21 protein-coding genes are annotated in these 21683 nt (G+C 31.4%); 7 read left to right on the top strand and 14 right to left on the bottom strand.

The window, feature by feature from the left end; genetic code table 11:
• Positions 1–4: 4 nt before the first annotated feature.
• Entirely contained in the window at positions 5–232 is a 228-nt protein-coding gene (locus RHP49_11615) for a PspC domain-containing protein (GenBank protein ID WNH11550.1), read from the bottom strand.
• Between the two features lie 79 nt (positions 233–311).
• On the bottom strand, positions 312–1589 hold the full coding sequence (locus tag RHP49_11610) for a DUF2851 family protein (protein WNH11549.1): 1278 nt from the start codon (positions 1587–1589) through the stop codon (positions 312–314).
• 92 nt (positions 1590–1681) lie between these two features.
• Here RHP49_11610 and RHP49_11605 point away from each other — a divergent pair, with 92 nt between their 5' ends.
• A complete protein-coding gene (locus tag RHP49_11605; protein WNH11548.1) occupies positions 1682–2077 on the top strand; it encodes a DUF2721 domain-containing protein in 396 nt (131 codons plus the stop codon).
• Positions 2078–2353: 276 nt separating this feature from the next.
• Here the strand turns inward: RHP49_11605 and RHP49_11600 are convergent, their stop codons facing one another.
• A complete protein-coding gene (locus tag RHP49_11600; protein WNH11547.1) occupies positions 2354–3082 on the bottom strand; it encodes an energy transducer TonB in 729 nt (242 codons plus the stop codon).
• Positions 3083–3425: 343 nt separating this feature from the next.
• Positions 3426–4430, bottom strand: coding sequence for a sugar kinase (locus RHP49_11595; protein ID WNH11546.1), 1005 nt, complete (start codon positions 4428–4430; stop codon positions 3426–3428).
• A gap of 811 nt (positions 4431–5241) precedes the next feature.
• On the opposite strand from RHP49_11595, the gene RHP49_11590 reads away from it, so the two are divergent.
• Together RHP49_11590 and RHP49_11585 are read left to right on the top strand one after the other, a co-directional pair.
• Positions 5242–5736, top strand: coding sequence for an RNA polymerase sigma factor (locus RHP49_11590; protein WNH11545.1), 495 nt, complete (start codon positions 5242–5244; stop codon positions 5734–5736).
• 4 nt (positions 5737–5740) lie between these two features.
• A complete protein-coding gene (locus RHP49_11585) occupies positions 5741–6376 on the top strand; it encodes a hypothetical protein (GenBank protein ID WNH11544.1) in 636 nt (211 codons plus the stop codon).
• 59 nt (positions 6377–6435) lie between these two features.
• On the opposite strand, the gene RHP49_11580 is transcribed toward RHP49_11585, so the two are convergent.
• Together RHP49_11580 and RHP49_11575 are read right to left on the bottom strand one after the other, a co-directional pair.
• Complete coding sequence (locus RHP49_11580; protein WNH14417.1) at positions 6436–7026, bottom strand: pseudouridine synthase; 591 nt, start codon at positions 7024–7026, stop codon at positions 6436–6438.
• A gap of 264 nt (positions 7027–7290) precedes the next feature.
• Positions 7291–9588, bottom strand: coding sequence for a DNA topoisomerase 3 (locus RHP49_11575; protein ID WNH11543.1), 2298 nt, complete (start codon positions 9586–9588; stop codon positions 7291–7293).
• 255 nt (positions 9589–9843) lie between these two features.
• Between RHP49_11575 and RHP49_11570 the strand changes: the two genes are divergently transcribed.
• Both RHP49_11570 and RHP49_11565 read left to right on the top strand, forming a co-directional pair.
• Positions 9844–10311, top strand: coding sequence for a hypothetical protein (locus tag RHP49_11570; GenBank protein ID WNH11542.1), 468 nt, complete (start codon positions 9844–9846; stop codon positions 10309–10311).
• Positions 10312–10901: 590 nt separating this feature from the next.
• The gene (locus tag RHP49_11565) at positions 10902–11975 is read left to right on the top strand and encodes an ice-binding family protein (protein WNH11541.1); all 1074 of its coding nucleotides are present in this window, start codon (positions 10902–10904) and stop codon (positions 11973–11975) included.
• A 504-nt stretch (positions 11976–12479) separates the two neighbouring features.
• Here RHP49_11565 and RHP49_11560 read toward each other — a convergent pair.
• The 6 genes from RHP49_11560 to RHP49_11535 all read right to left on the bottom strand — a co-directional run bounded on the left by RHP49_11560 (position 12480) and on the right by RHP49_11535 (position 18202).
• Entirely contained in the window at positions 12480–12962 is a 483-nt protein-coding gene (locus RHP49_11560) for a hypothetical protein (protein ID WNH11540.1), read from the bottom strand.
• A complete protein-coding gene (locus tag RHP49_11555) occupies positions 12952–13731 on the bottom strand; it encodes a hypothetical protein (GenBank protein ID WNH11539.1) in 780 nt (259 codons plus the stop codon). The genes RHP49_11560 and RHP49_11555 overlap by 11 nt, the downstream gene beginning before the upstream one ends.
• A gap of 172 nt (positions 13732–13903) precedes the next feature.
• Positions 13904–14476 carry a pentapeptide repeat-containing protein gene (locus tag RHP49_11550; protein ID WNH11538.1) on the bottom strand — a complete coding sequence of 191 codons (573 nt, stop codon included), beginning with the start codon at positions 14474–14476 and terminating at the stop codon, positions 13904–13906.
• A gap of 52 nt (positions 14477–14528) precedes the next feature.
• Entirely contained in the window at positions 14529–16670 is a 2142-nt protein-coding gene (recQ, locus tag RHP49_11545) for a DNA helicase RecQ (protein WNH11537.1), read from the bottom strand.
• 41 nt (positions 16671–16711) lie between these two features.
• Positions 16712–17509 (bottom strand): lysophospholipid acyltransferase family protein, encoded by a 798-nt coding sequence (locus RHP49_11540; GenBank protein ID WNH11536.1) that lies wholly within the window; start codon positions 17507–17509, stop codon positions 16712–16714.
• Positions 17510–17560: 51 nt separating this feature from the next.
• Positions 17561–18202, bottom strand: a complete 642-nt coding sequence (locus RHP49_11535; GenBank protein WNH11535.1) for a CoA pyrophosphatase — start codon at positions 18200–18202, stop codon at positions 17561–17563.
• A 4-nt stretch (positions 18203–18206) separates the two neighbouring features.
• Here RHP49_11535 and RHP49_11530 point away from each other — a divergent pair, with 4 nt between their 5' ends.
• The gene (locus RHP49_11530) at positions 18207–18911 is read left to right on the top strand and encodes a peptidylprolyl isomerase (protein ID WNH11534.1); all 705 of its coding nucleotides are present in this window, start codon (positions 18207–18209) and stop codon (positions 18909–18911) included.
• Positions 18912–19055: 144 nt separating this feature from the next.
• Here the strand turns inward: RHP49_11530 and RHP49_11525 are convergent, their stop codons facing one another.
• Both RHP49_11525 and RHP49_11520 read right to left on the bottom strand, forming a co-directional pair.
• A complete protein-coding gene (locus RHP49_11525) occupies positions 19056–19670 on the bottom strand; it encodes a trimeric intracellular cation channel family protein (protein ID WNH11533.1) in 615 nt (204 codons plus the stop codon).
• Between the two features lie 260 nt (positions 19671–19930).
• On the bottom strand, positions 19931–20650 hold the full coding sequence (locus RHP49_11520) for an RDD family protein (GenBank protein WNH11532.1): 720 nt from the start codon (positions 20648–20650) through the stop codon (positions 19931–19933).
• 24 nt (positions 20651–20674) lie between these two features.
• Between RHP49_11520 and RHP49_11515 the strand changes: the two genes are divergently transcribed.
• Complete coding sequence (locus RHP49_11515; GenBank protein ID WNH11531.1) at positions 20675–21664, top strand: stage II sporulation protein M; 990 nt, start codon at positions 20675–20677, stop codon at positions 21662–21664.
• Positions 21665–21683 lie beyond the last annotated feature (19 nt).

Below are 21683 nucleotides of genomic sequence, written 5' to 3'. Positions count from 1 at the left end.
AAAATTATAAATCGAAAACAGATGATCGTTTAGTATATACCAAATCTTTAATACGCATCCAAAAAGCCAAAAACAAATATAAGGCAAAACCAAAACCTACTGTAACAAAAGTTAAATACATAAAAGTGGTTCTAACTACTTTAGCCCTAATTCCTAATTTGTTTGCAATACGCTGACAAACATAATATCCATGTTTTTGAAAAAATAATAATGGTTTATAAATACTGTTCATGTTGCAATTTAACTATAAAATTTGATATTACTTAGTGTTTAAACATTTCTATGATTTTAATAATTTATTATTAAAAATTTTAAATATTTCTCGAAATTAAAGTATTACCAATAGCACATTTTAAACATTTGTTCTTATTACAATATTCGGTTTTAAGTTGAATAAGTGCCTGAGATTCTAAAGATGATTTTGATATTTTTTTTAAATTATTAAAAGCATCAATAATACTATTTTTTTCGGAAGTTATAGCCGATGCTATTTTTATAATATTTGTATCAACTTCTTCTCCTTTGTGCTTTGCATAACAAAACTTTATTGGAAGAATAGTGTTAATTAATAGCAAATCTATAAATGATTTTGAAAGTATTTTTTTTGATGCTTTTGATTCTTTTTGAAACGTATAATGTGTTTCCCAAAACACTGAAGTTAGCACCTTAAACAAATCATAAAAATCGTCTAAATCACTTGTTTCAATAATTTTTGAGAACAAATTTTGATGGGTATTATATAAACTTGCAAGTTGAGACAACCTAATGGTTGGAAAATTGAGTGGTCTTAATCTAAAAAAATACAAAGGCAATACCTGCTTATTTTCTAATATAAATTTCTGTTTTAAAAACCGATATTCTTTAACCAAATTTAAATAATACCCATTTTGAAAATCTTGTTCTAACAAGCCTGCTTGTCCAAAAAGCAGAGCTTCTAAAGTTTCTTGCTTAGATTGTGTTTTCCGAATAATAGAAAAATCTATAGACTGCGCTATACTAAAAAACGATTCTCCGTTTACTTTAAGTCCGAAATTTTTAGTCAGCATTTTAAACAACACTGCTTCCCAATCATTTTTAGAATCTTTTAAAAGCACCTCAATTGTTTCTGCTTTTCGTTGTAAACGCTCAAAATACAAACGTTCCATCCAATTATTTAAAATAAAACTATCTATAGAAGCAAAGTCATTTTCGCAATTAATCCATTTATTTTGTTTACGAAATAAGGATTTATAATTATACAAAATAGAGGATTCTAAAATATTTTTTAATACAAGTGTAGATATAACAGTATTATCCTTTCTAAAAACCTCTGTATCATGTTCCCAAACTACATGTAAAATCACATTATCATAAGCCTCATCTTTTTCATGATTATGCAAAAACCAATCGGATGATTTTACATGAATTTCTACATTTCCTGCCCATACTTGGTTTCCAATTTTAAGTTGGGCATTAAAAAAATCGGGACCAGCATTTAAATTATGCTGACCTACCGAAGTTATAAAAACAGATTCTTCTGTTTCTGTTTTTAAATTTGCAGTTAGAAACTTTTTATGTTTCCAAATATAATGTAGGAAATCTTCTTGCATGCTTTAAATATAAGCTATAAAAGCATCACATTCCAAATTGTTATTCTTCAATAATTATCTACCTTAGTGGTTTTGTGTTAAACATTAATTTCATGGAACAACTTACTCTAACGACACCTGCTCTTCTATTTTCTGCCATATCATTAATTATGCTTGCTTATACTAATAGGTTTTTAGCTTACGCATCTGTTATTAGAGATTTACATGCTAAATATCTGCAAAAAAAAGACACCGTTTTAATGGCTCAAATAAAAAACATAAAACAGCGTCTATACCTAACAAGATCTATGCAAATTTTCGGGATTTCTAGCTTGTTACTTTGTGTGCTTACCATGTTTTTAATTTATATTCAGCAAAACATTATTGCAATTTGGTCGTTTGGGTTAGCACTTGTTTTATTAATTATTTCGTTATCGCTTTTAATTATTGAAATTCAAATTTCGGTTAAAGCATTAGAACATCATATTAGTGATATTGAGAATAGTTAAGAAATCTTATTCAATGCCGTTTAATATCTGAAATATTAAAATTTAAACGATTTCATATCATTATAAATCACAGCATATAATGACACTAAAAATGAAATTGATAAACATTAATATAATTACATCCATTATCGGAATATCAATAACAATACTTCTAGGACTAATTAAAGTTTGTGAAATATAACATGAGAAACACCCTTAATTTTAAAACATAAAAAATCAAGAAGCAATAAAAGACTTCTTGATTTTTCTGACTTAAAAAAAACTAATTACAAAATATTATCCTTCTTGAAATTTAAAAAATATAGGTACAGCGTAAGCTACTTTTACAGCTCTACCACGTTGTTTACCTGGTTTCATTTTTGGCAATAAACTTATAATGCGCTCTGCTTCTTTTTCTAAAATTTTATCTGGGCCTCTAGAACGCACATTAGTTGTCTTACCTTCAGAATCAATCACAAAAACCACAGACACCCGACCTTGTATACCAAGATCTAAAGCAGATTCTGGATAATGAAAATGTTTTACAACATGTTCTTGTATTTTCTTCTGAAAACAATCTTTGGTAGCCTGCCTAGATAAACCTTCACAACCAGGATATACTGGCACATTTTCAATAATAGCAAAAGCAACTTCTACATCTTCATATACTTCTTCAACATTAACATCTCCAACTTCAACAACATCTTGAATGGCATCATCTTGATCTGTTTCAGTGCTTTCAATAACCGTTTCAATAACCTCTTCTTCATCTTCAACAATTTGTATAGATTCTTGGGTTACTGCTGGTGGTGGCGGAGGAGGTGGTGGTGTATTTATATTTACTATTGGTATTTCTTCTTCTACTTCTGCTTCTAGATTTAAAACCTCCAAGGTAATCTCATCCCTCTCATATGTTTTATACTCTAAAGATCTCCAAGATAAAAGCAACATTAAATTGAGACCAATAGCAAAATACAAACCGCTATTTCGGCCTATTTCCAATTGTGGATTTTTTTTAACTTCCATGACAATCAAAATTTAATAGTATAAAAATATTTGAATTATCAGAAAATAAGTATGATAATTATCATATTCTTAAAAAAAATTGATTTTTTTATTCATATCATAAAGTTAGTAAAAAGATAAGTAAAACACAAGTCAACTAACAACAACGAATAAAGAGAACTACTTATCAAAATCGAAGCAGAAAAGAAGCTGCAGAAAGGGCATTATGCTTTTGTAAAAAGTCACCTATATGCTTAGCAAAAAGTCATAAAAAATAGAATTGATATTTAAATAGTTCTTAAAAAAATGCTTCAGCTGTAAACTAACCAAAAAACACATGTAAATATTTTTAAGCACTTGTATATTATCTAACTAAACGTCCAGAAGTATTTCCATCTAATATACTCGTTACTTCTCTTACTGTAGATAAATTAACATCGCCTTCATAAGTATGTTTCAAAGCACAAGCAGCACTGGCAAATTCCATGGCTTTATAATCGTCAAATTGTTGTAAACCATAAATTAATCCTGCAGCAAAAGCATCACCTGTACCTATTCTATCTACCACATGGGTAATATCTAAATCTTCTGTTTCTCTAAATTCTTTACCATTCCACATTCTCGCTCTAATTTTGTGCCATGAAGAATTTAGTGACGTTCTAATTTTATCAAATACTTTTTCAATTGTCGGAAATGTCTCTATAAGCTGTTTACTAGCTTCAAGAAAATCGCTTTTAGAATAACTGTAACTGGTACCAAGAACCTCATTCATTTCATTAATACCACCAATAAAAATAGTAGAATAATTAAGTAATTCTATCAAAGCTTCCTTAGGATCTTGCCCATATTGCCACAAACCACTTCTATAGGTTGGATCAGCAGATACAATCATTCCTTTTTTATGAGCCAAAGCTAAGCCTTCTTTTAGCGTATCAAAAGCTCCTTTTGATAAGGCTGGGGTAATTCCCGTCCAATGCATCCACACCCCTTTTCTAAAAGCCTTCTCCCAATTAACCATTGAAGGTTTAATTTCTGAAAATGAAGAATGCGATCTATTATATGAAATAGCACTAGGGCGCATAACAGCTCCCACTTCTAAAAAATACACGCCTAAAGGACGCTTCGAGTAAACAACAGAAGATGTACTTACACCAAATTTATTAATGTAAGAAATAGCGGCATCACCAATAAAATCATCAGAAACACAACTAATGTGTTTTACATTACCTCCAAAATTAGCAATAGAAATACCTACATTTAATTCAGTACCTCCAAAGTAAAACTCAACCATATTAGATTGAATAAACTTTTTATTGCCACGAGGCGAAATACGCATTAAAACTTCTCCGAATGTTATAATTTGACCCATATTAAAAAATATTATTTCAACAAATTTAACATTTGTATTTGTAATGACACATACCTAACAGTAAGTTTGTTTTAGCAATACACTTTTAGATAAAATTATTCTGTTGATTTTGTGAAAACATTAGCCTTAGAAATCCAACAAAAAAATTGTTCTACTAGCAATAATACTTTTCTATTTAGATTTCCATTCATATCCATTTTTAAAATCCAAAACAGTATTATCTTAAACATATAATATTTTTTTTGCATCACTTAAGATACTTTACAGTTCGACTTTTAATAAATAGAACAAATTTCACACACAACATGAATGACAAAAAAAAAAAATCATAAATAACCAAACTGAAAAACATAGAGAATGAATTGTATGTTTTCTCAAAAAACAAATAAAAATAAACATAGAATTTTCAAATAAAAAGCTACTTTTTTTTATTAAAAACAACGTGTTTAAAACAAAAAAAATGAAACACAAACAGATTTTTTACCCTGTTTTTTAGGTTAAAATTTTATCTAATTATTTTTTTATATATTGGTATATCTTATCACTTAAAAAAGACTGTTTTCAAACCAAAAACCTTATATAGATTTTATCTATACCTTAACCTTAAAGAATTTTAAATCAGACAAAAACAAACTCTACCTAAACCATACATTTAAAATATTAAAAAAGTTAAAGAATCAACTTTTCTTAAATATAACGAGAATAAAACCATAAAAAACCTTACTCCAGACTGCTCTTATAAAATTTATTTTTTTCACATTTGTAACGTTTTAAATAATAAAGCTACTTATAAAGCACCTAACTGATTAACTTGAATAAAGAACTAGAACATAGTTTTGTAGAATTACTAGAAAAGCATCAAAATATTGTGCACAAAGTATGTCGTTTGTACACGAATAACTATGACGCACATAACGATTTATTTCAAGAAATAACCATTCAACTTTGGAAAGCCTACCCAAAATTTAGAGGTGATGCAAAGTTTAGTACTTGGATGTATCGTGTAGGATTAAATACAGCTATTACCCTTTACAGGAAATCGAAACGCAGTATTACTACTCAAGATTTTGAAAGCGTCGCTTTTAAAATAAAAGTCCAAGATTATGATGATACAGAAGAACAACAATTAAAAATATTATATAAAGCAGTACACCAATTAAACGACATTGAAAAGGCTCTTATTTTCTTATATTTAGAAGACAAAAATTATAGAGAAATTAGTGAAACTTTGGGAATTAGTGAAGTGAATGCCCGTGTGAAAATGAATAGAATTAAAACGAAACTTAAAACCATACTAAATCCGTAACCCTATGGATGAATTAGATATTTTAAAGAAAAATTGGAATAAACCCAATCCAAATCATAAAAAACTATCGGTAAATGATATTTACCCGATGTTACTTAAAAAATCATCTTCTATAGTAAAGATGCTTTTTTACATTAGTATAGCCGAACTTATTTTCTGGATATTAGTAAATACTATTCCTTATTTTACATCAGATTCTTACAGACAAAAATTAAATCAAGTTTACACAAACGATACCGTATTTAATGTCCTTACCATATTTAGCTTTGCCATTATCATTCTTTTTATCTACCTACTTTACAAATCATATAAATCAATATCTGTAACAGATAATGCCAAAAAGCTTATGGAAAGCATTTTAAAAACACGTAAAATAATAAAATATTACGTGCTTTATAATTTAATAATGATGGTCGTTTCGATAATTATAGGTTTATATATTAGTATTCACAATAACCCTGAAACTATGCAGAGTATAGAAAAAATTGGCGAACATGGTATTTTGATATTCATGGGGATTTCCATTCTGTTTATAGCTATAGCAACAGTAATTATTTGGTTATTTTATAAACTTATCTACGGCATCTTATTAAAACGCTTAAATAAGAATTACAAAGAACTCGAAAAGTTAGAGCTGTAATTCAGGCTTTAAGACTTTTTATAACTATTAGTGGTGAGCTCAAACAAACTGTTCAGTCTTTAACTCAAAAAACTAGCAACTTCAACCACATCACCAATTTTCATGGGCTTTAAATGAATATCTCCTACCCTAACACGCACTAATCTCAAGGTTGGAAATCCGACTGCCGATGTCATTTTACGCACCTGCCTAAACTTACCTTCGTTTAATGTAATAGACACCCATGATGTTGGTCCATGTCTATCATCACGTACTTTTCGCGAACGTTCTTCGAAATCTGGAATAGCACTTAACTTAAAAGCTTTACAGGGTTTTGTTTGGTACTTTTTTCCTTCAACACCAATTTCTACACCTAATTTTAATTGCTCTATAGCTTCCATTGAAATATCACCATCTACTTGTGCATAGTATTCTTTTTCAACCTTTTTGCTGTTTACAAAAGCACTCGTTTGTCCATCTGTAGTTAGTAGCAATAAACCTTCCGATTTTTCATCTAAACGGCCAACAGCCATTATACCATCAGGAAAATCGTGAAGTTCCCCTAAAAACTTTTTAGATTGCTGCTTAGAGGCATTACTCATAAACTGGCTTAAATACCCGTACGGTTTGTAAATTATAAAATGACGATGTGTTATATTTTCCAAAAGGATTTTAATTTAAACCTAAGTTCTATTATTATAAAAACAATTAAAATATTAAATATTTAGACTTTGTCAGGCTGAGCGCAGTCGAAGCCTCATTAAAAATATTTTTACTCAACAACCTTTCTACTGCGCTCAAGGTGACACTATCTTTTTACATCTACTTAAACAACTCACAGTTAATACTTTAAATAGTATAGCTCCGATTTTAAAACAATGACACATTACACAACCTTTTAGAATTATACCATTTCTCTTTACGCTCGAAATGAATCATACCTTACCCCTCAAGATATCGTGAACCAATTCTTTTGTTGGTGTTTGTCCGTTTATTTTAGCTCTAACAGCTTCAAAAGTCATTTTAAAATCGCATCCCGATTTATAAGCAGTGCATCCATAGGCCGAATGTCCTTTTATAACCGTTCCTTTTTTACATTTCGGGCATATTAACTCGTTTGGTTTCGCTTTCGCGGAAATTTGTTTAGGCTCTAATTTAAGTTTGAAATCCTCATCAAATCGAAGCAAACCTTCAACAACACCTGCATCACTCTTAAACCCCTTTAAATTAACAGTAGAACCTTTTTGAAGCAATCTAATAAATTGCTTTTCTGATATTTTTTTACCTCCAAAACTAAAAGGTAGCACAAAATTGCATCCGGATTTAAATGCAGAACAACCATAAGCATTTTTTCCTTTTATAAGTTGTCCGTTTTTACATTTTGGGCATCCTTCAGCTGTTATTCCTGCTTGTTTTTTTACTTCAGACTTAGCGACTCTGCTTTTAATAACATTTTCTTGTGAAATATTAGCTCGCTTGGTTTCACTTCTTACTTCATAAACCAAAGCATCTACCATGCGTTTCATGTTTTTAATAAATGCACCTGCACTAAACTCGCCTTTTTCAATATCTTTTAGTTGCTTTTCCCAAGAGCCTGTTAATTCGGCCGATTTTAATAAATCATTCTGAATCGTATCAATCAACTGAATACCTGTAACCGTTGGCAATACTTGCTTTTTATTACGTTTTATATATTTTCGCTTAAAAAGTGTTTCAATAATATTGGCTCGTGTTGATGGACGACCAATACCATTTTCTTTCATTAAATCACGTAATTCTTCATCATCTACCTGCTTACCTGCGGTTTCCATGGCACGTAATAACGTAGCTTCTGTAAATTGATTAGGCGGTTTGGTTTCTTTTTCTAAAAATGACGGTTCGTGAGGTCCTTTTTCTCCTTTAATAAATTGTGGCAATAAGTTATCGTTATTTGTCACACTGAGCGCAGTCGAAGTGTCGAAAACAATGCGCCAACCTTTTTCTAAAATTTCTTTACCTGTCGTTTTAAACGATACTTCGGCAGCACTACCAATAACGGTTGTATTTGCTACTGAGCAATCATCATAAAAAACCGCAATAAAACGTTTTACAATAATATCGTAAACCTGTTGCTGGTTATATTGCAAATTAATTTGAATCCCCGTTGGAATAATCGCATGGTGATCGGTAACTTTTTTATCATTAAAAACTTTGGCCGATTTTTTTATTTTCTTTCCTAAAAGCGGTTGGGTTAAAGCCGCATAATTAGTTAGCTTTTGAAGAATTCCTGCTACTTTAGGATAGACATCGTTTGGTAAAAACGTGGTATCAACTCTTGGGTAGGTTACTACTTTTTGCTCGTATAACTTCTGAACAATCTTCAAAGTTTCATCTGCCGAAAATCCGAATTTTGTATTACAATACACCTGCAAGCCTGTTAAATCGAATAACTTGGGTGCATATTCTTTCCCTTTCTTTTTGGTTATAGATACTATTTCAAAATCGCTTTCCTTTACTTTATTTGCTAAAGCTTCACCATCTTCTTTTTTTAAAAAGCGACCTTCTTCATAACTAAAAAGTGTTTCTCTATAAAGAGTTTGCAACTCCCAATACGGCTGTGGTTTAAAATTTTCAATGTCTTTAAAACGATTTACAACCATAGCCAAAGTTGGTGTTTGTACGCGACCAACGGACAACACTTGTTTATAACCACCATGTTTTACGGTATATAAGCGTGTGGCATTCATTCCTAATAGCCAATCGCCAATAGCTCTTGAAAATCCTGCGTAATATAAATTATCGTAATCTTCAGATGGTTTTAAATTTTCAAAACCTTCTTTAATAGCCTCTGTGGTTAATGATGAAATCCATAAACGCTCTACCTTGCCTTTGTAATTGGCTTCATTCATCACCCAACGCTGAATAAGTTCTCCTTCTTGCCCCGCATCCCCACAGTTTATAACAAGCTCTGCTTTGTCAAATAAACTTTTTACAATATTGAATTGCTTTTGTATGCCCGAATTGGCCACTACTTTGGTCTCGAATTTTTCGGGAAGCATAGGGAGGTTATTTAAATCCCAACTTTTCCAATAGGGCTTATAATCATTAGGCTCTTTTAACGTACATAAATGTCCAAAAGTATAGGTTACGGCATAACCATTGCCTTCATAATATCCATCGCGTTTAGTATTAGCCCCTAAAACGGCAGCAATCTCACGCGCAACACTTGGCTTTTCAGCAATACATACTTTCAAAATAAGCTATTTAATATCATGATTACAGGCTGCAAAATAAGGATTTTGATACTTTTTTTAAACTGGAGTTGTTAGGAGTTATTAACGGAATTACATAAGTACGTGTTCATTTGGCTTTCGCTATTTTCTTCCTTAAAATTTAATACATTAATTACAAAATAACATATAAATCATATAAACCATTTCTACAATTGTATAATGCCCATGGGTCTGTTTTTGCCCATCTTTGTAAGGCAAAACAAAAAAATTAAAACAATGAAAAAAACAATTTATATCATCACATTACTCTTAGGAGGCGTTATTTCGCAAACTACAAATGCGCAAGTCCGTGTGGGCATTAACATTAATGCACAGCCCTTATGGGGGCCTGTGGGACATGATTACGTTGAATATTATTATTTACCGGATATCGATGCATTTTATAATGTGCCAAACCGACAATATATTTATATGCAAAACGGCCGTAGTGTATTTTCAAGAAGGCTGCCTTCAAAATACCAGAATTTTGATTTATACTCCGGATACAAAGTGGTGGTTAATGAACCTAAGCCCTACCGTAATTATGGTCTGTACAGGAAAAAATATAATAAGTACAAAAATAATCATAGCCAAGGAATAATAAGAAATAGCCATGATCCTAAATATTACGTAAATAAAAACCATCCTGAACATAATAAATTTAAAAAAAATCATAATACAAAAGGCAAACACAAAAACAAATAAACTGGCAAGTCTAGCTTTTTAGGATATGCACAGAAAGAAACCTGCTTGTTGCAGGACAATGCCTATAAACTAGATTCATCCACATTAAGAGCTTACTTAATATTACTGTTAGGTCAGCTATGTAAACACATAAACGCTCTAAAAGTTTTGTTTAGCAAAAAAATTAGTGTTATAAAAACAAAAGCCCTACCACAATTCTCTTCTTTAATCCAGTTTTTAATATTTTAATTATGCAGCACACAAAAAAAGTAGGTTCTCACGCATATTACAATCCAAGTCGTGCCCAGTATTAATGAAGTAAAAAAGGTTTTGATGCTTTTTGAAGTGAAGGTATTAAGTGTTGTTTTTGGTTTCTTGTTGGCATTAAATCGAAAGTCTTTGATTTGTGTCCCAAATTGTTGATCAGCGAACCATAACAAAAAGGTTTGCTAGGAATTACACATAGACTTAATTGGTTTTAGAAGCTTTGGTTCTATCAACCAAATGTGAGAATCATATAACTCATTTGAAATATCATGTAACCCCCCTGCTATTTGAAGACCTACCTTTGTTGTGTGACATATTTCACACATAAACAATCTACAAATATTATGAAAATTACAAAATTTTTAGCCCCATTACTACTTGCATTTGTTATCTTATTCACTAGTTGTGACAATGATAATGATAATGTTAACACACCCCTTTCTACTGTCAATGAAACCTATCCGACCAACAATACGGCTGGTGTTTCACGTAACTCAGTCATCACAGCTACATTCAGCGAGCCTATGGATGCCTCAACAATTACAACTTCAAGTTTTATCGTGAAAGAGGGAACAACCAACGTTTCTGGTTCAGTTAACTATTCTGGAGAAACGGCAACCTTTACACCAACAGATAATTTGTCTGCTGGAAAAATCTACACGGCCACTATAACAAAAGCTGTAAAAGACCTTGCGGGCAATGCCATTGCAGCTGATATGGTTTGGAATTTCACAACTGGAGGCACTCTAACTACACTTAATGTAGTAGATCTTGGAGCCTCAGCAAATTATGTGATTTTGGCTAAAACGGCCATTAATAATAATTCGACTTCGGCCATTGTTGGTGATTTGGGATTAAGCCCTGCTGCAACATCTTATATTACTGGATTAGCATTAACCAATGCCACTGGATATGCAACATCGGCGCAAATTACAGGCAAAGCATTTGCCGCTGACATGGCTGATCCTACACCAACTAATTTAACTACAGCGGTTGAAAACATGATTACCGCTTACAACGATGCTGCAGGTCGTCCTTCCCCAGATTATATTGAATACGCAACAGGTAACATTGGTGGAAAAACATTATCTCCAGGTCTTTATAAATGGACCAATTCGGTTACCATACCTTCGTCAATTACCATTTCTGGTACAGCTAGTGATGTTTGGATATTCCAGATTGCAGGTGACCTTAACATAAGCACAGGTATTAATATTACATTAGCAGGAGGTGCGCAAGCTAAAAATATATTCTGGCAGGTAGCTGGTCAAGCAACTTTTGGAACAACCTCACATTTTGAAGGCATTGTACTTTCAATGACAGGAATCACATTACAAACAGGGGCTACCATGAAAGGAAGAGCACTTGCACAAACGACAGTAATACTTGACGGAAGTTCTGTTACGCAACCACAATAATTTATTAAAAGGAAATTATAACTACAAAGAGGTGAACCGAAAGGATCATCTCTTTTTTTATGGGAATAAATGATAGCTTAAAACTGAAAACAGGAATTTAGACCTGATTTTTGAAGGGAACCTATTGGCAGTTATCAACAGGATTTATTTTAAAAGACCGATTTTTAAAACCTGACCATTTAATTAAGGTTTTTTAACTTTTCTTATCAACTACACTTAGTGCCAATCGGATTTTAAAATAGGCTATTTAATATCATGATTACACCCTGCAAAATAAGAATTTTGCAGGGTGTTTTGTAACAAAATGTTAGGAGTTATTAACTAATTGGTGAGGTTTAGAAATTGATGTTTTGTTTAACGGTTCGTGTATGGTTGATTGCACTATCTATAAGTAAATTAGCAAAAAAAAAAAAAAAAAAAAATGAACCATTATGGAAATCCGCAGAATTTTCTGAGTAAACACGACACTTACAACTAATCATAAAGGTCTTGTAAAACGTATTTTTATAAATCTAAAATCCCGAATGTTTCTGTATATGGATTGTCAATACTAATTATATCGAATTTTGGGTTAGTTCCTTTTTTTAATAAAGCCAAAGTGTTTTTTGAACGAACGTCAGAAGTTACGAAATGACTAACAGTTTTATCTAAATCAGACTGAGCAAAAAGTTTTGAATCATTAGGGATTATTGCTCGAGGTGATAATTTTTCCACATTAATTTTATTTTCAGTAAAAATAATTTTAGCAAATTCACCTGTCTTTTCTGCGTCTTTCAAGTTAAACGGAACAATTTGGACATTTTTTAGAGGTAAATCTTCAAGTTCACCAAGAACACAATATTCAGCAATACTGATTGTAGAAACTTTTAAAACTATTTCATTTTCCAAGAAATATTTAAAATAACCAACAGCATTTAAGTGGAGTGGGTCTTCGTCATTAAGTAGTCGAATAAAAAAACTTGTATCTAATAAAACACTATGCTTCATATTCACCTCTTAAATTTAACAGCCATTCATCTGGATTAATGTTTTTCCAGTTTCTTTTGGCTTTCTTAATAAGTGAATTCAGATAGTCAATATCAAATTTTGGTTGATAATCAATTAATTCTATTAAAGAAAGTGATTTTGTGTCAATCTCACCAGTTTCAACATTTTGTTTTCCACTCGCTCTAATCCCAAATTTTTTATAAAGTAAATTCTCTTCTCTTTCCTTTAAAAACTCCTCTCCAGTCTCAATTGATAGGTATCCATAATCTTGAGTATCCAAATGAATGTTAGCTTTACTTTTGCCTCCAGCATCTTTTAAAATACCATAAAAATAGAATTCCGCTTCAGCCCAAATATTTTCTGTTCTAAAATATTTAGTTGAAGGATTTATGGTTAATTCATAGTCATCTTTGAGAGACGTTTTAATTTGAAATTCATAATTTTTTTGAAGTGATAAATCTTGAATATTCTCAATTGCTCTCGCAGTTTTTAATTCTAAAAAATCAATAGATTGATTGGCTTGAACTTGACCTAATACAGCACTAAAACCGATTACTGTTTGAATAGTTGTTTTAAACAAATGCCTAACAGAACCTTCTTGAATATCATAAGTAATTATCGGTCTATCTTTCTTATTGTTAGGATATAGTAAGTCCTCCACATTTTGCAAAATCATTGCAATATGCTTAATATCATAGTTGTCAGGTCTTAAACTTTGATTACCTGATTTCCCTACAACTCGGATTTCTATGTCTCCAATTTTTTCCACAATTCAAAGATACAATTATTTTAATATGCTTCATTGGATTCTTCTTTGCAATATGTTTTACAACTACCTTGATATAAAATCGTTTTAATGTTTTATATCATACGTTAAACCAATTTAGTTAATTTTTCGTACAAAATAAACTTTTGAATCATTTAATTAAAAAGAAAAGCTACTACTCTATTTCCACTCCATAAACACCTAACAATCCTGTTACACCATCTAAAGAAAACTTGGCGCCTTTTATCCTATTTTTTTCAGGATGCATGCTATAATTAATCGCTTTTCGGAAATCTGTTTTTTCTAAATTAGAATTTTCAAAAACGGCTTGTAGCAAATCGCAATCATTAAAAGACGAGGCGGACAAGTCAGTTTCAGTAAAATCGACATTATGAAGTTTAGAATTTATAAAACGTGTATTTTTTAAAACCACTTTATAAAATGAAGCATAATTTAATTGACAACTTTCAAAGCTGACAGAAAACCCAAATGAATTAGAACGCTCGAACTTTAAACCTAAAAGCTTACAACCCTTAAATTTTACATCTTGAAAAGCAGTACTTGTAATGTTTGTAGAACTTAAATTACAGTTAATAAACTCACACTCTAAAAACCTGATACCAGATAAAGTTCCTTCAGAAAAATTACAGTTTAAAAACGTACAATATTCATATTCGCCTTTATCAAGGTTATTTACTTTAAAATCTTGTTTCTCGAAAGTTTCATCTTCAATTAAGAGTGCTGACATATTTTTTAAAACTTAAAAACGAAGTTAACCTATTTTTAACTAAAACTTTAAACTAATCTTTTTCAATAATACTCAATGCCAAACGAATTTTAAAATAATCTATACTTTCGTTAAAATAGTCAAAATACGGTCTCAATGCTTTTGGAGCATCTAAAGCCTCTTTTGCTTTCCGCACAGCTTCCACATCACTTTTGGAAACAAAATCGTATAAATTTATTTTTTTTCCAGTGCTATACAATTTAGCTATATGCGAATATATTGTGGTTGTATTTAATTTTCGCTGAACCGCAATTTCTTCAATAGATAAACCCGATTTATAAAGCTCGTAAGTAACGGTATAAGTATCTGCTTTTTTAGGTTTCTTAACTTTAGACCCCATAAAATTCATGATTTCAGCCATAAACTCATCACCATAAACTTCTAACTTACGCTGTCCTACTCCACTAATACTTAAAAAATCATCTTCACTTAATGGACGTTCGCGCTCAATTTCTTTTAAAGTGGCATCACTAAAAATCAAATATGCCGGTATACCTTCTTCTAAAGCAATTTTATATCGTAACAATCTGAGGCGCTCAAATAAATTATCAGCAGCTGGTCTAGCTTTTGCTTTTGTTTTTGTACGTTTTAATCGCGTCTTTTTCTCTTTAACGACAGGCTTAACTTCGGTAACAGCAACTGGTTTTGTTAGTGCAACTTTTGCGCCCTTAAACAATACTTTGCTAGAAAAATCGGTGAGTTGTAATGCATTATGCTTATGAAATGCAATTTCACAAAAGCCTTGATTTATAAGCTGAATAACAAAATGTTGCCAATGTTGCCATGAAATATCTTTACCTATCCCAAATGTAGAAACTTCTTGATAGCCTTTTGATATAATAGTTGCATTTTGAGCCCCACGAAGCACATCGATAATGACACCCATAGCTTCCTGCTGTTTTAAATGATATACTGTTGATAGAATTTTTTGAGCAATAATAGTCCCATCAAAAAATTGAGGCGGATTTTTACAAACATCACAATTCCCACAGTTTGTGCCTAACAACTCACCAAAATAACTCAATAAAATTTTTCGTCGACAGGTTGTAGCTTCCGAAAATTGTTTCATTCTATCTAATTTCGCAATTTGAACCGCTTCATTAGAAGCTCCGCTTGCGAAATTCTGTAACTGAATAACATCGGCATAACTATGAAATAATAAGGCATGAGATTTTAATCCGTCTCGACCCGCACGTCCAATTTCCTGATAGTATCCTTCAATATTTTTAGGCATATTATAATGCACTACCCAGCGCACATTCGACTTATCTATACCCATACCAAACGCTACCGTTGCACAAACAATTTGGGTTTTATCATGAATAAACGATTCTTGAACTTTAGAGCGTTTATCAAAATTCAAACCCGCATGATAGGCTTCGGCTGGAATACTATTTGCTTTTAATTTCGTAGATAATTGCTCTGTGGTTTTTCTGCTTAAGCAATAAATAATTCCCGATTGATTTGGTCTGGCTTTTATAAACTTAACAATTTGAGAAATCCTATTATTAGCCGTTCGAACTTCTAACCCTATATTTTTTCTATCGAAAGATGATATAAATATTTGAGCATGGTCTATACGCAATTGTTTTACAATATCTTCTCTAGTTGTTTTATCGGCCGTTGCTGTTAATGCAATAAAGGGCGTATTTGGAAGTGTGGTTTTTAAAAATCCAAGCTGTTGATACGAGGGTCTAAAATCATGACCCCAAGACGAAATACAATGCGCTTCATCTATTGCGACACAACTTATATATTTTTCGGTTAAAATATTTTGTAAAGCTGCCAAGCTTTCCGGAGCAACGTAAAGCAATTTTATTTCTGCCCGAATAACATTTTCTATTATAGCATGCTGCTCTTCGCTACTTTGGCTACTGTTAAAATAAGATGCAGAAATACCATTAGCATTTAAACCATCCACCTGATCCTTCATCAAGGCTATTAATGGAGATATTACAATGGTTACGCCTTTAAAAGATAATGCTGGAAGTTGAAAACAAATAGATTTACCTCCACCAGTTGGCATAATAACCAAACAGTCTTTTTTGTTTAGCACAGCCTCAACAATATCTTGCTGATTGACTCTAAAACTATCATAACCAAAATAGTTTTTTAAATTTAAGAACACTTGATCCTTAACGGCATTTTCTGGCATTAATGAAAGTATAAATAGTAAACATTAAAAAACACTATGTTTTACCATTCACGTTTTTTATTCAATTCTTCGAGGGCTGCAAGTTCCTTTTGAGGAATAACTTTTAAAAACGATGGATGTTGCTCTATGGCATACTCTATTTTTTTTATGATATCATCGGTAGATTCGTTATCGTAATCAATCTCTAAAGGCGCTTTAATTTCAAAAGATTGAAGGATATTTTTCTTTTTAATTCGTAAGCCTTTTTTATCAAAAGATCTTCTAAATCCGTCAATAACAATAGGTACAACAATAGGTTTATAGCGTTTAATAATATGTGCAGTTCCTTTTCTTATAGGTTTAAATGGTGTGGTTGTTCCTTGTGGAAATGTTATAACCCAGCCATCATCTAAAGCTTTGCCGATACTAGAAATATCGCTCATTTTTACTTGCCTATTGACATCTTGACCTTCTGATCTCCAAGTTCGTTCAATGCTAATCGACCCCATATAAGCCAAAATTTTAGGTAATAAACCTGCTTTCATGGTTTCTTTTGCAGCTACATAATAAATATTCAGTTTCGGATTCCAGATGTATCCTACATTTTTTATAGAATCTACACGACCACTTAAACTGGCATTAAACACATGAAACATAGATACCACATCGGCAAAATAGGTTTGATGATTTGATATAAATAGCACATTGGTGTCTGGTAAATTTTTAATAATATCAGAGCCTTCTATTTGTAATTCGTTAAAGCCTCTAAAACGCCTATGTGTTAAAACACCAAAAATTCTAATGAGCCATTTTTTTAAAAATAGTATATGCCCAAACGGATTTTCTTTAAACAATCCCATAAATCACACGTCAAATTGGTTAGTTGCTACAAATGTAACAAATCTTGCAAACTAGAGTAATTGTTTTAACAAGTCTTTAATTTCGCTTAACATCATAGCCGTTGCCCCCCAAACTATATGCTCATTCAATTTAAAAGCAGGAACCTCTGTTTCAATACTATAAGAAGTTTTTACTCTTTTAGTCACCACATTTTTATCGTCAAAAAAATGATTTAAAGATACTTCTATAATCGCTTCAACTTCATCTTCCTGCTTTACAAATCGAGGTATTTCTTTACAAATACCAATAAAAGGAAATACATAAAAATTACTTGGTGGGATATAAACTTGCGATAATTGACGTAGTACTTGTATTGATTCAACGGGTACACCTACCTCTTCATAAGTTTCTCTAACTGCAGCAGCTTCAATAGAGGCATCATCGTCTTCTAACTTACCTCCTGGAAAGGCAATTTGAGCAGAATGTGCCCCTTTATAAGACTTTCTTAAAATTAAAACAAAATGAGTTTTATTGGTTTCATTTGGATAAAACAATGCTAAAACTCCCGCTTTTTTTGCTTTTTTAATAGCTTCTTCTTGCTGTTTTAAAAGCTCTTGCCGATACGGAGGCACCATTTTAAATTGAGATGCTTCGGCTGGAAGCGGTATATTTTCTATTTTTGATAACGATTTTAAAAATTCATCAAAATTCATTTATATGCGTATTGTATTGCTTTTATGTTGTTTCTTTTTATTTCTGAATTGTGAAGATAAACATTCTAAGTCTAAAAAAACGATTGAAATTACAGTAACAAAAGCTGACAAAAAAGAAACTTCTATAGATTCTACAAAAACTGAAGAAGAACCATTTAAAAAGTTAGATTCTAAAAATGCCATGCATTTTTTTCAAGAATACGACAAACATCATAAAGAGAACAAAGTACGTATTACAACTGATTTTGGGTCTATTGATATTCTATTATTTAATGAAACAAAATACCACCGTTCTAATTTCATTTTTTTAACCAAACAAAAGTATTTTAATGATACTCAGTTTTATAGAGTCATTGACAATTTTATGGTGCAGGCAGGAAATAGCGATGATAAAAAAACAGCAAGAAAACGATCTGAAATTGGAAAATACTTACTACCAACGGATACAAAACGAGGTTTTAAACATGATAGAGGTGTTATATCGATGCCTAGTAGTGAAATAGATAATCCGCATAAGTTAGCATCACCTTTTGAGTTTTTTATTGTACAACAAAAAGGTGGCTCCCATTTTTTAGATGGTGATTATACCATTTTTGGTAAAGTTATTCGTGGTATGGATGTGATTGATAAAATTGCTGCTGTTGAAACTGATGAAGCCGATTGGCCTTTACATAATATTTATATACGAAATGTAGAGATTATTGAGTGATGGATATTAGTTAGCAATTAGCAGTTAGCAATTAGCAGTTAGCAGTTAGCAGTTAGCAGTTAGCAGTTAGCAGTTAGCAGTTAGCAGTTAGCAGTTAGCAGTTAGCAAAAATAAAAGTTTCTTTTAACATTACTCAAGTCTGTATTATTTTTGTTTTTCTTTTTTATAAATATTTGGTAAAGCTATTTTAAACTTAACAGCTAATAAACGGGTTACTACCACTACAATGCCTGCTATTATAAATACGATATTACTTTCTATTGGTAATTTTATTAATAGAAAATAAGTAACACCTCCCAATATGCAGGCAGTAGCATAAATTTCTTTTCTGAAAATTACAGGAATTTCATTACAAAGAATATCTCGAATTACCCCACCAAAACTAGCCGTCATCGTTCCTAATGCAATACAAATAATAGGGTGTAAATCGGCACTTATTCCTTTTTGAATCCCCACTAAAGTATACAAACCAATACCAATGGTATCAAATAAAAATAGTGAGGTTCTTAAATAGTTAATCTTACTTCTAAAAATTATAGCAAAAACTGCCGAAGCTATTATAACATAAGTAAAGGTAATATCTTTCATCCAACTAACTGGTGTGTCGCCAATAAGTAAATCGCGTAAAGTACCACCTCCAACAGCAGTAACAAAAGCTATTATTAGCACACCAAACAAATCCATTTTTTTATTAAAGGCGACTAAAACACCTGAAATAGCAAAAGCAATGGTTCCTAAAATATCTATTGTGTAGAACATGGTTTCTTTTTTATTTTAACAAATCCTTTGATTTAACTCAATATAAACTTAGTACTTTTTATGGATTCCTGCCTTCGCAGGAATGACAAAATAAAAGATTGTAATGAAAAGCCCGACCTATTCCTGAACTTAATTCAGGATAAGTTGTTTGCTCAAATTTTTATGAAAAACAAAAAAATGATTCTTCTTAAAAAGATCCTTCGCTGCTCTCAGGATAAGCGATTCGCACAGTTTTTTTAAAACAAAAACTGGCTCTCTGCTTACATGTCTTGAGTGTAATAATTATAATCTTTTAAAATAACATCAATAAACTCCATATCCGTTTTTTGTTTGACTTCTTTAATTTGAACAACTTCAATGAGTTTCTTTCTTAATTTTATCAATGTTTGAAAATCTCTGGATGCTCTTGCAACTGTAAATGTGTCTTTTATAATTCGAGCATCATTATCAGATAACTTAATAACATTAGGATAGGTTGGTTTATAATCACTTTTTAAATTTTCTAAAATAGTATGATTAATCGTTACTTTATCTTTTAAAGCAATAACCGCTGTACCCGCAGCCATATCACCTAATCGCTGTTGTTTTTTATTGAATAGAATAACAAAGAAACCCAACCCGAAAATATAAATATCTACAATTCGAAAAAACCAGCGTACCACATAATCTGAAAATGATGCTTGATAGCCATCTATTTTAACTACTCTTATATTTAGTGCTTTTTTTCCAATGGTTTGTCCTTCTAATAACGATTCTAATACTAGTGTATAAAACATAACAGGAAAACTTAACACGGTATTAATACCTATTTGCGACCATTCGTCCATATTATCAAATACGCCAAACGTCCAACTTAAAACCAACATATACCCTATTTTTATAGCCATATCTATTATAAATGCCAATAATCTTTCGCCAGCTCCAACAGCTGAGAATATTATTTTTACATTTTGGGTCGTGTTAATTTGTAACTCTGACATTTTATATTTTATTTTATCAAATATATGAGAGAAGTTTCATTCATCAAACAAAATAAGGAAAAATGGTTAAGTTTTGAACGCGCTGTCTTTAATAATGACTTTAAAGATCCTGATGAACTAGCCTCACAATACATCCATTTGATTAACGATTTGGCTTATGCGCAAACCTATTACCCTAAAAGTAAGGTTATCGTATATCTTAATCAATTAGCTGCAAAAGCGTTTCAAAAAATATACAAAACAAAACGTGAAGACAGCAACAGAATTATTGGTTTCTGGAAAACCGAAGTCCCTTTAATTTGTTATGAATACCGAAAATTTATATACATCGCCTTTATCATCTTTTTTGCCTTCACTTTTATTGGCGTTATTTCTGCCGCTAATGATGGGGAGTTTGTACGTTCCATTTTAGGAGACAATTATGTAAACATGTCGTTAGAAAACATAGAAGCTGGGGACCCTGTAGCTGTTTATAAAAGTGGTAGTAATTGGGGAAGCTTTATTGGTATTACTATCAATAATTTAAAAGTTGGTATTATCGCTTTTGTTCTGGGTGTTTTTTTAGGCATAGGAACGCTTTACATTATGTTTAAAAACTGTATTATGCTTGGTTCGTTTCAATACTTCTTTTATGAGAAAGGCGTGTTTTGGGAAAGCGTTCGAGGTATTTGGATTCATGGTTCCATGGAAATATTTGCCATTGTTATTGAAGCTGCAGCAGGTTTAATTCTTGGAGCTAGTATTTTGTTTCCTGGAACACATTCTAGATATACATCTTTTAAACATGGTGCTAAAACAGGGATTAAAATTTTAATAAGCACCTTTCCGTTTACGTTTTCAGCAGGTTTTTTAGAAGGTTTTATTACCCGATATTCTAACATTATGCCGCATTGGCTATCGGTAAGTATTATTTTAATTACTCTAGGTATTATAAGCTATTATTATTTAATATATCCTTTTAAAATTCAGAAAGAAATTACCCGAAATACTACTTTAAACTTAAATATTATTTGAAGTTAAAGCAATTACATAT

It is taken from the genome of Flavobacteriaceae bacterium HL-DH10, assembly GCA_031826515.1.
Classification (GTDB): Bacteria; Bacteroidota; Bacteroidia; order Flavobacteriales; family Flavobacteriaceae; genus Thalassobellus; species Thalassobellus suaedae.
The sequence above is the reverse complement of the archived record's forward strand: the minus strand, read 5'-3'. Positions and strand labels throughout refer to the sequence as shown.

What these genes read in the sequence shown, in the direction of transcription:
- RHP49_11615 (WNH11550.1), bottom strand. Translation starts at nt 232, where the DNA reads ATGAACAGTATTTATAAACCATTATTATTTTTTCAAAAACATGGATAT.
- RHP49_11610 (WNH11549.1), bottom strand. Translation starts at nt 1,589, where the DNA reads ATGCAAGAAGATTTCCTACATTATATTTGGAAACATAAAAAGTTTCTA.
- RHP49_11605 (WNH11548.1), top strand. Translation starts at nt 1,682, where the DNA reads ATGGAACAACTTACTCTAACGACACCTGCTCTTCTATTTTCTGCCATA.
- RHP49_11600 (WNH11547.1), bottom strand. Translation starts at nt 3,082, where the DNA reads ATGGAAGTTAAAAAAAATCCACAATTGGAAATAGGCCGAAATAGCGGT.
- RHP49_11595 (WNH11546.1), bottom strand. Translation starts at nt 4,430, where the DNA reads ATGGGTCAAATTATAACATTCGGAGAAGTTTTAATGCGTATTTCGCCT.
- RHP49_11585 (WNH11544.1), top strand. Translation starts at nt 5,741, where the DNA reads ATGGATGAATTAGATATTTTAAAGAAAAATTGGAATAAACCCAATCCA.
- RHP49_11570 (WNH11542.1), top strand. Translation starts at nt 9,844, where the DNA reads ATGAAAAAAACAATTTATATCATCACATTACTCTTAGGAGGCGTTATT.
- RHP49_11565 (WNH11541.1), top strand. Translation starts at nt 10,902, where the DNA reads ATGAAAATTACAAAATTTTTAGCCCCATTACTACTTGCATTTGTTATC.
- RHP49_11560 (WNH11540.1), bottom strand. Translation starts at nt 12,962, where the DNA reads ATGAAGCATAGTGTTTTATTAGATACAAGTTTTTTTATTCGACTACTT.
- RHP49_11550 (WNH11538.1), bottom strand. Translation starts at nt 14,476, where the DNA reads ATGTCAGCACTCTTAATTGAAGATGAAACTTTCGAGAAACAAGATTTT.
- recQ (WNH11537.1), bottom strand. Translation starts at nt 16,670, where the DNA reads ATGCCAGAAAATGCCGTTAAGGATCAAGTGTTCTTAAATTTAAAAAAC.
- RHP49_11540 (WNH11536.1), bottom strand. Translation starts at nt 17,509, where the DNA reads ATGGGATTGTTTAAAGAAAATCCGTTTGGGCATATACTATTTTTAAAA.
- RHP49_11535 (WNH11535.1), bottom strand. Translation starts at nt 18,202, where the DNA reads ATGAATTTTGATGAATTTTTAAAATCGTTATCAAAAATAGAAAATATA.
- RHP49_11530 (WNH11534.1), top strand. Translation starts at nt 18,207, where the DNA reads ATGCGTATTGTATTGCTTTTATGTTGTTTCTTTTTATTTCTGAATTGT.
- RHP49_11525 (WNH11533.1), bottom strand. Translation starts at nt 19,670, where the DNA reads ATGTTCTACACAATAGATATTTTAGGAACCATTGCTTTTGCTATTTCA.
- RHP49_11520 (WNH11532.1), bottom strand. Translation starts at nt 20,650, where the DNA reads ATGTCAGAGTTACAAATTAACACGACCCAAAATGTAAAAATAATATTC.
- RHP49_11515 (WNH11531.1), top strand. Translation starts at nt 20,675, where the DNA reads ATGAGAGAAGTTTCATTCATCAAACAAAATAAGGAAAAATGGTTAAGT.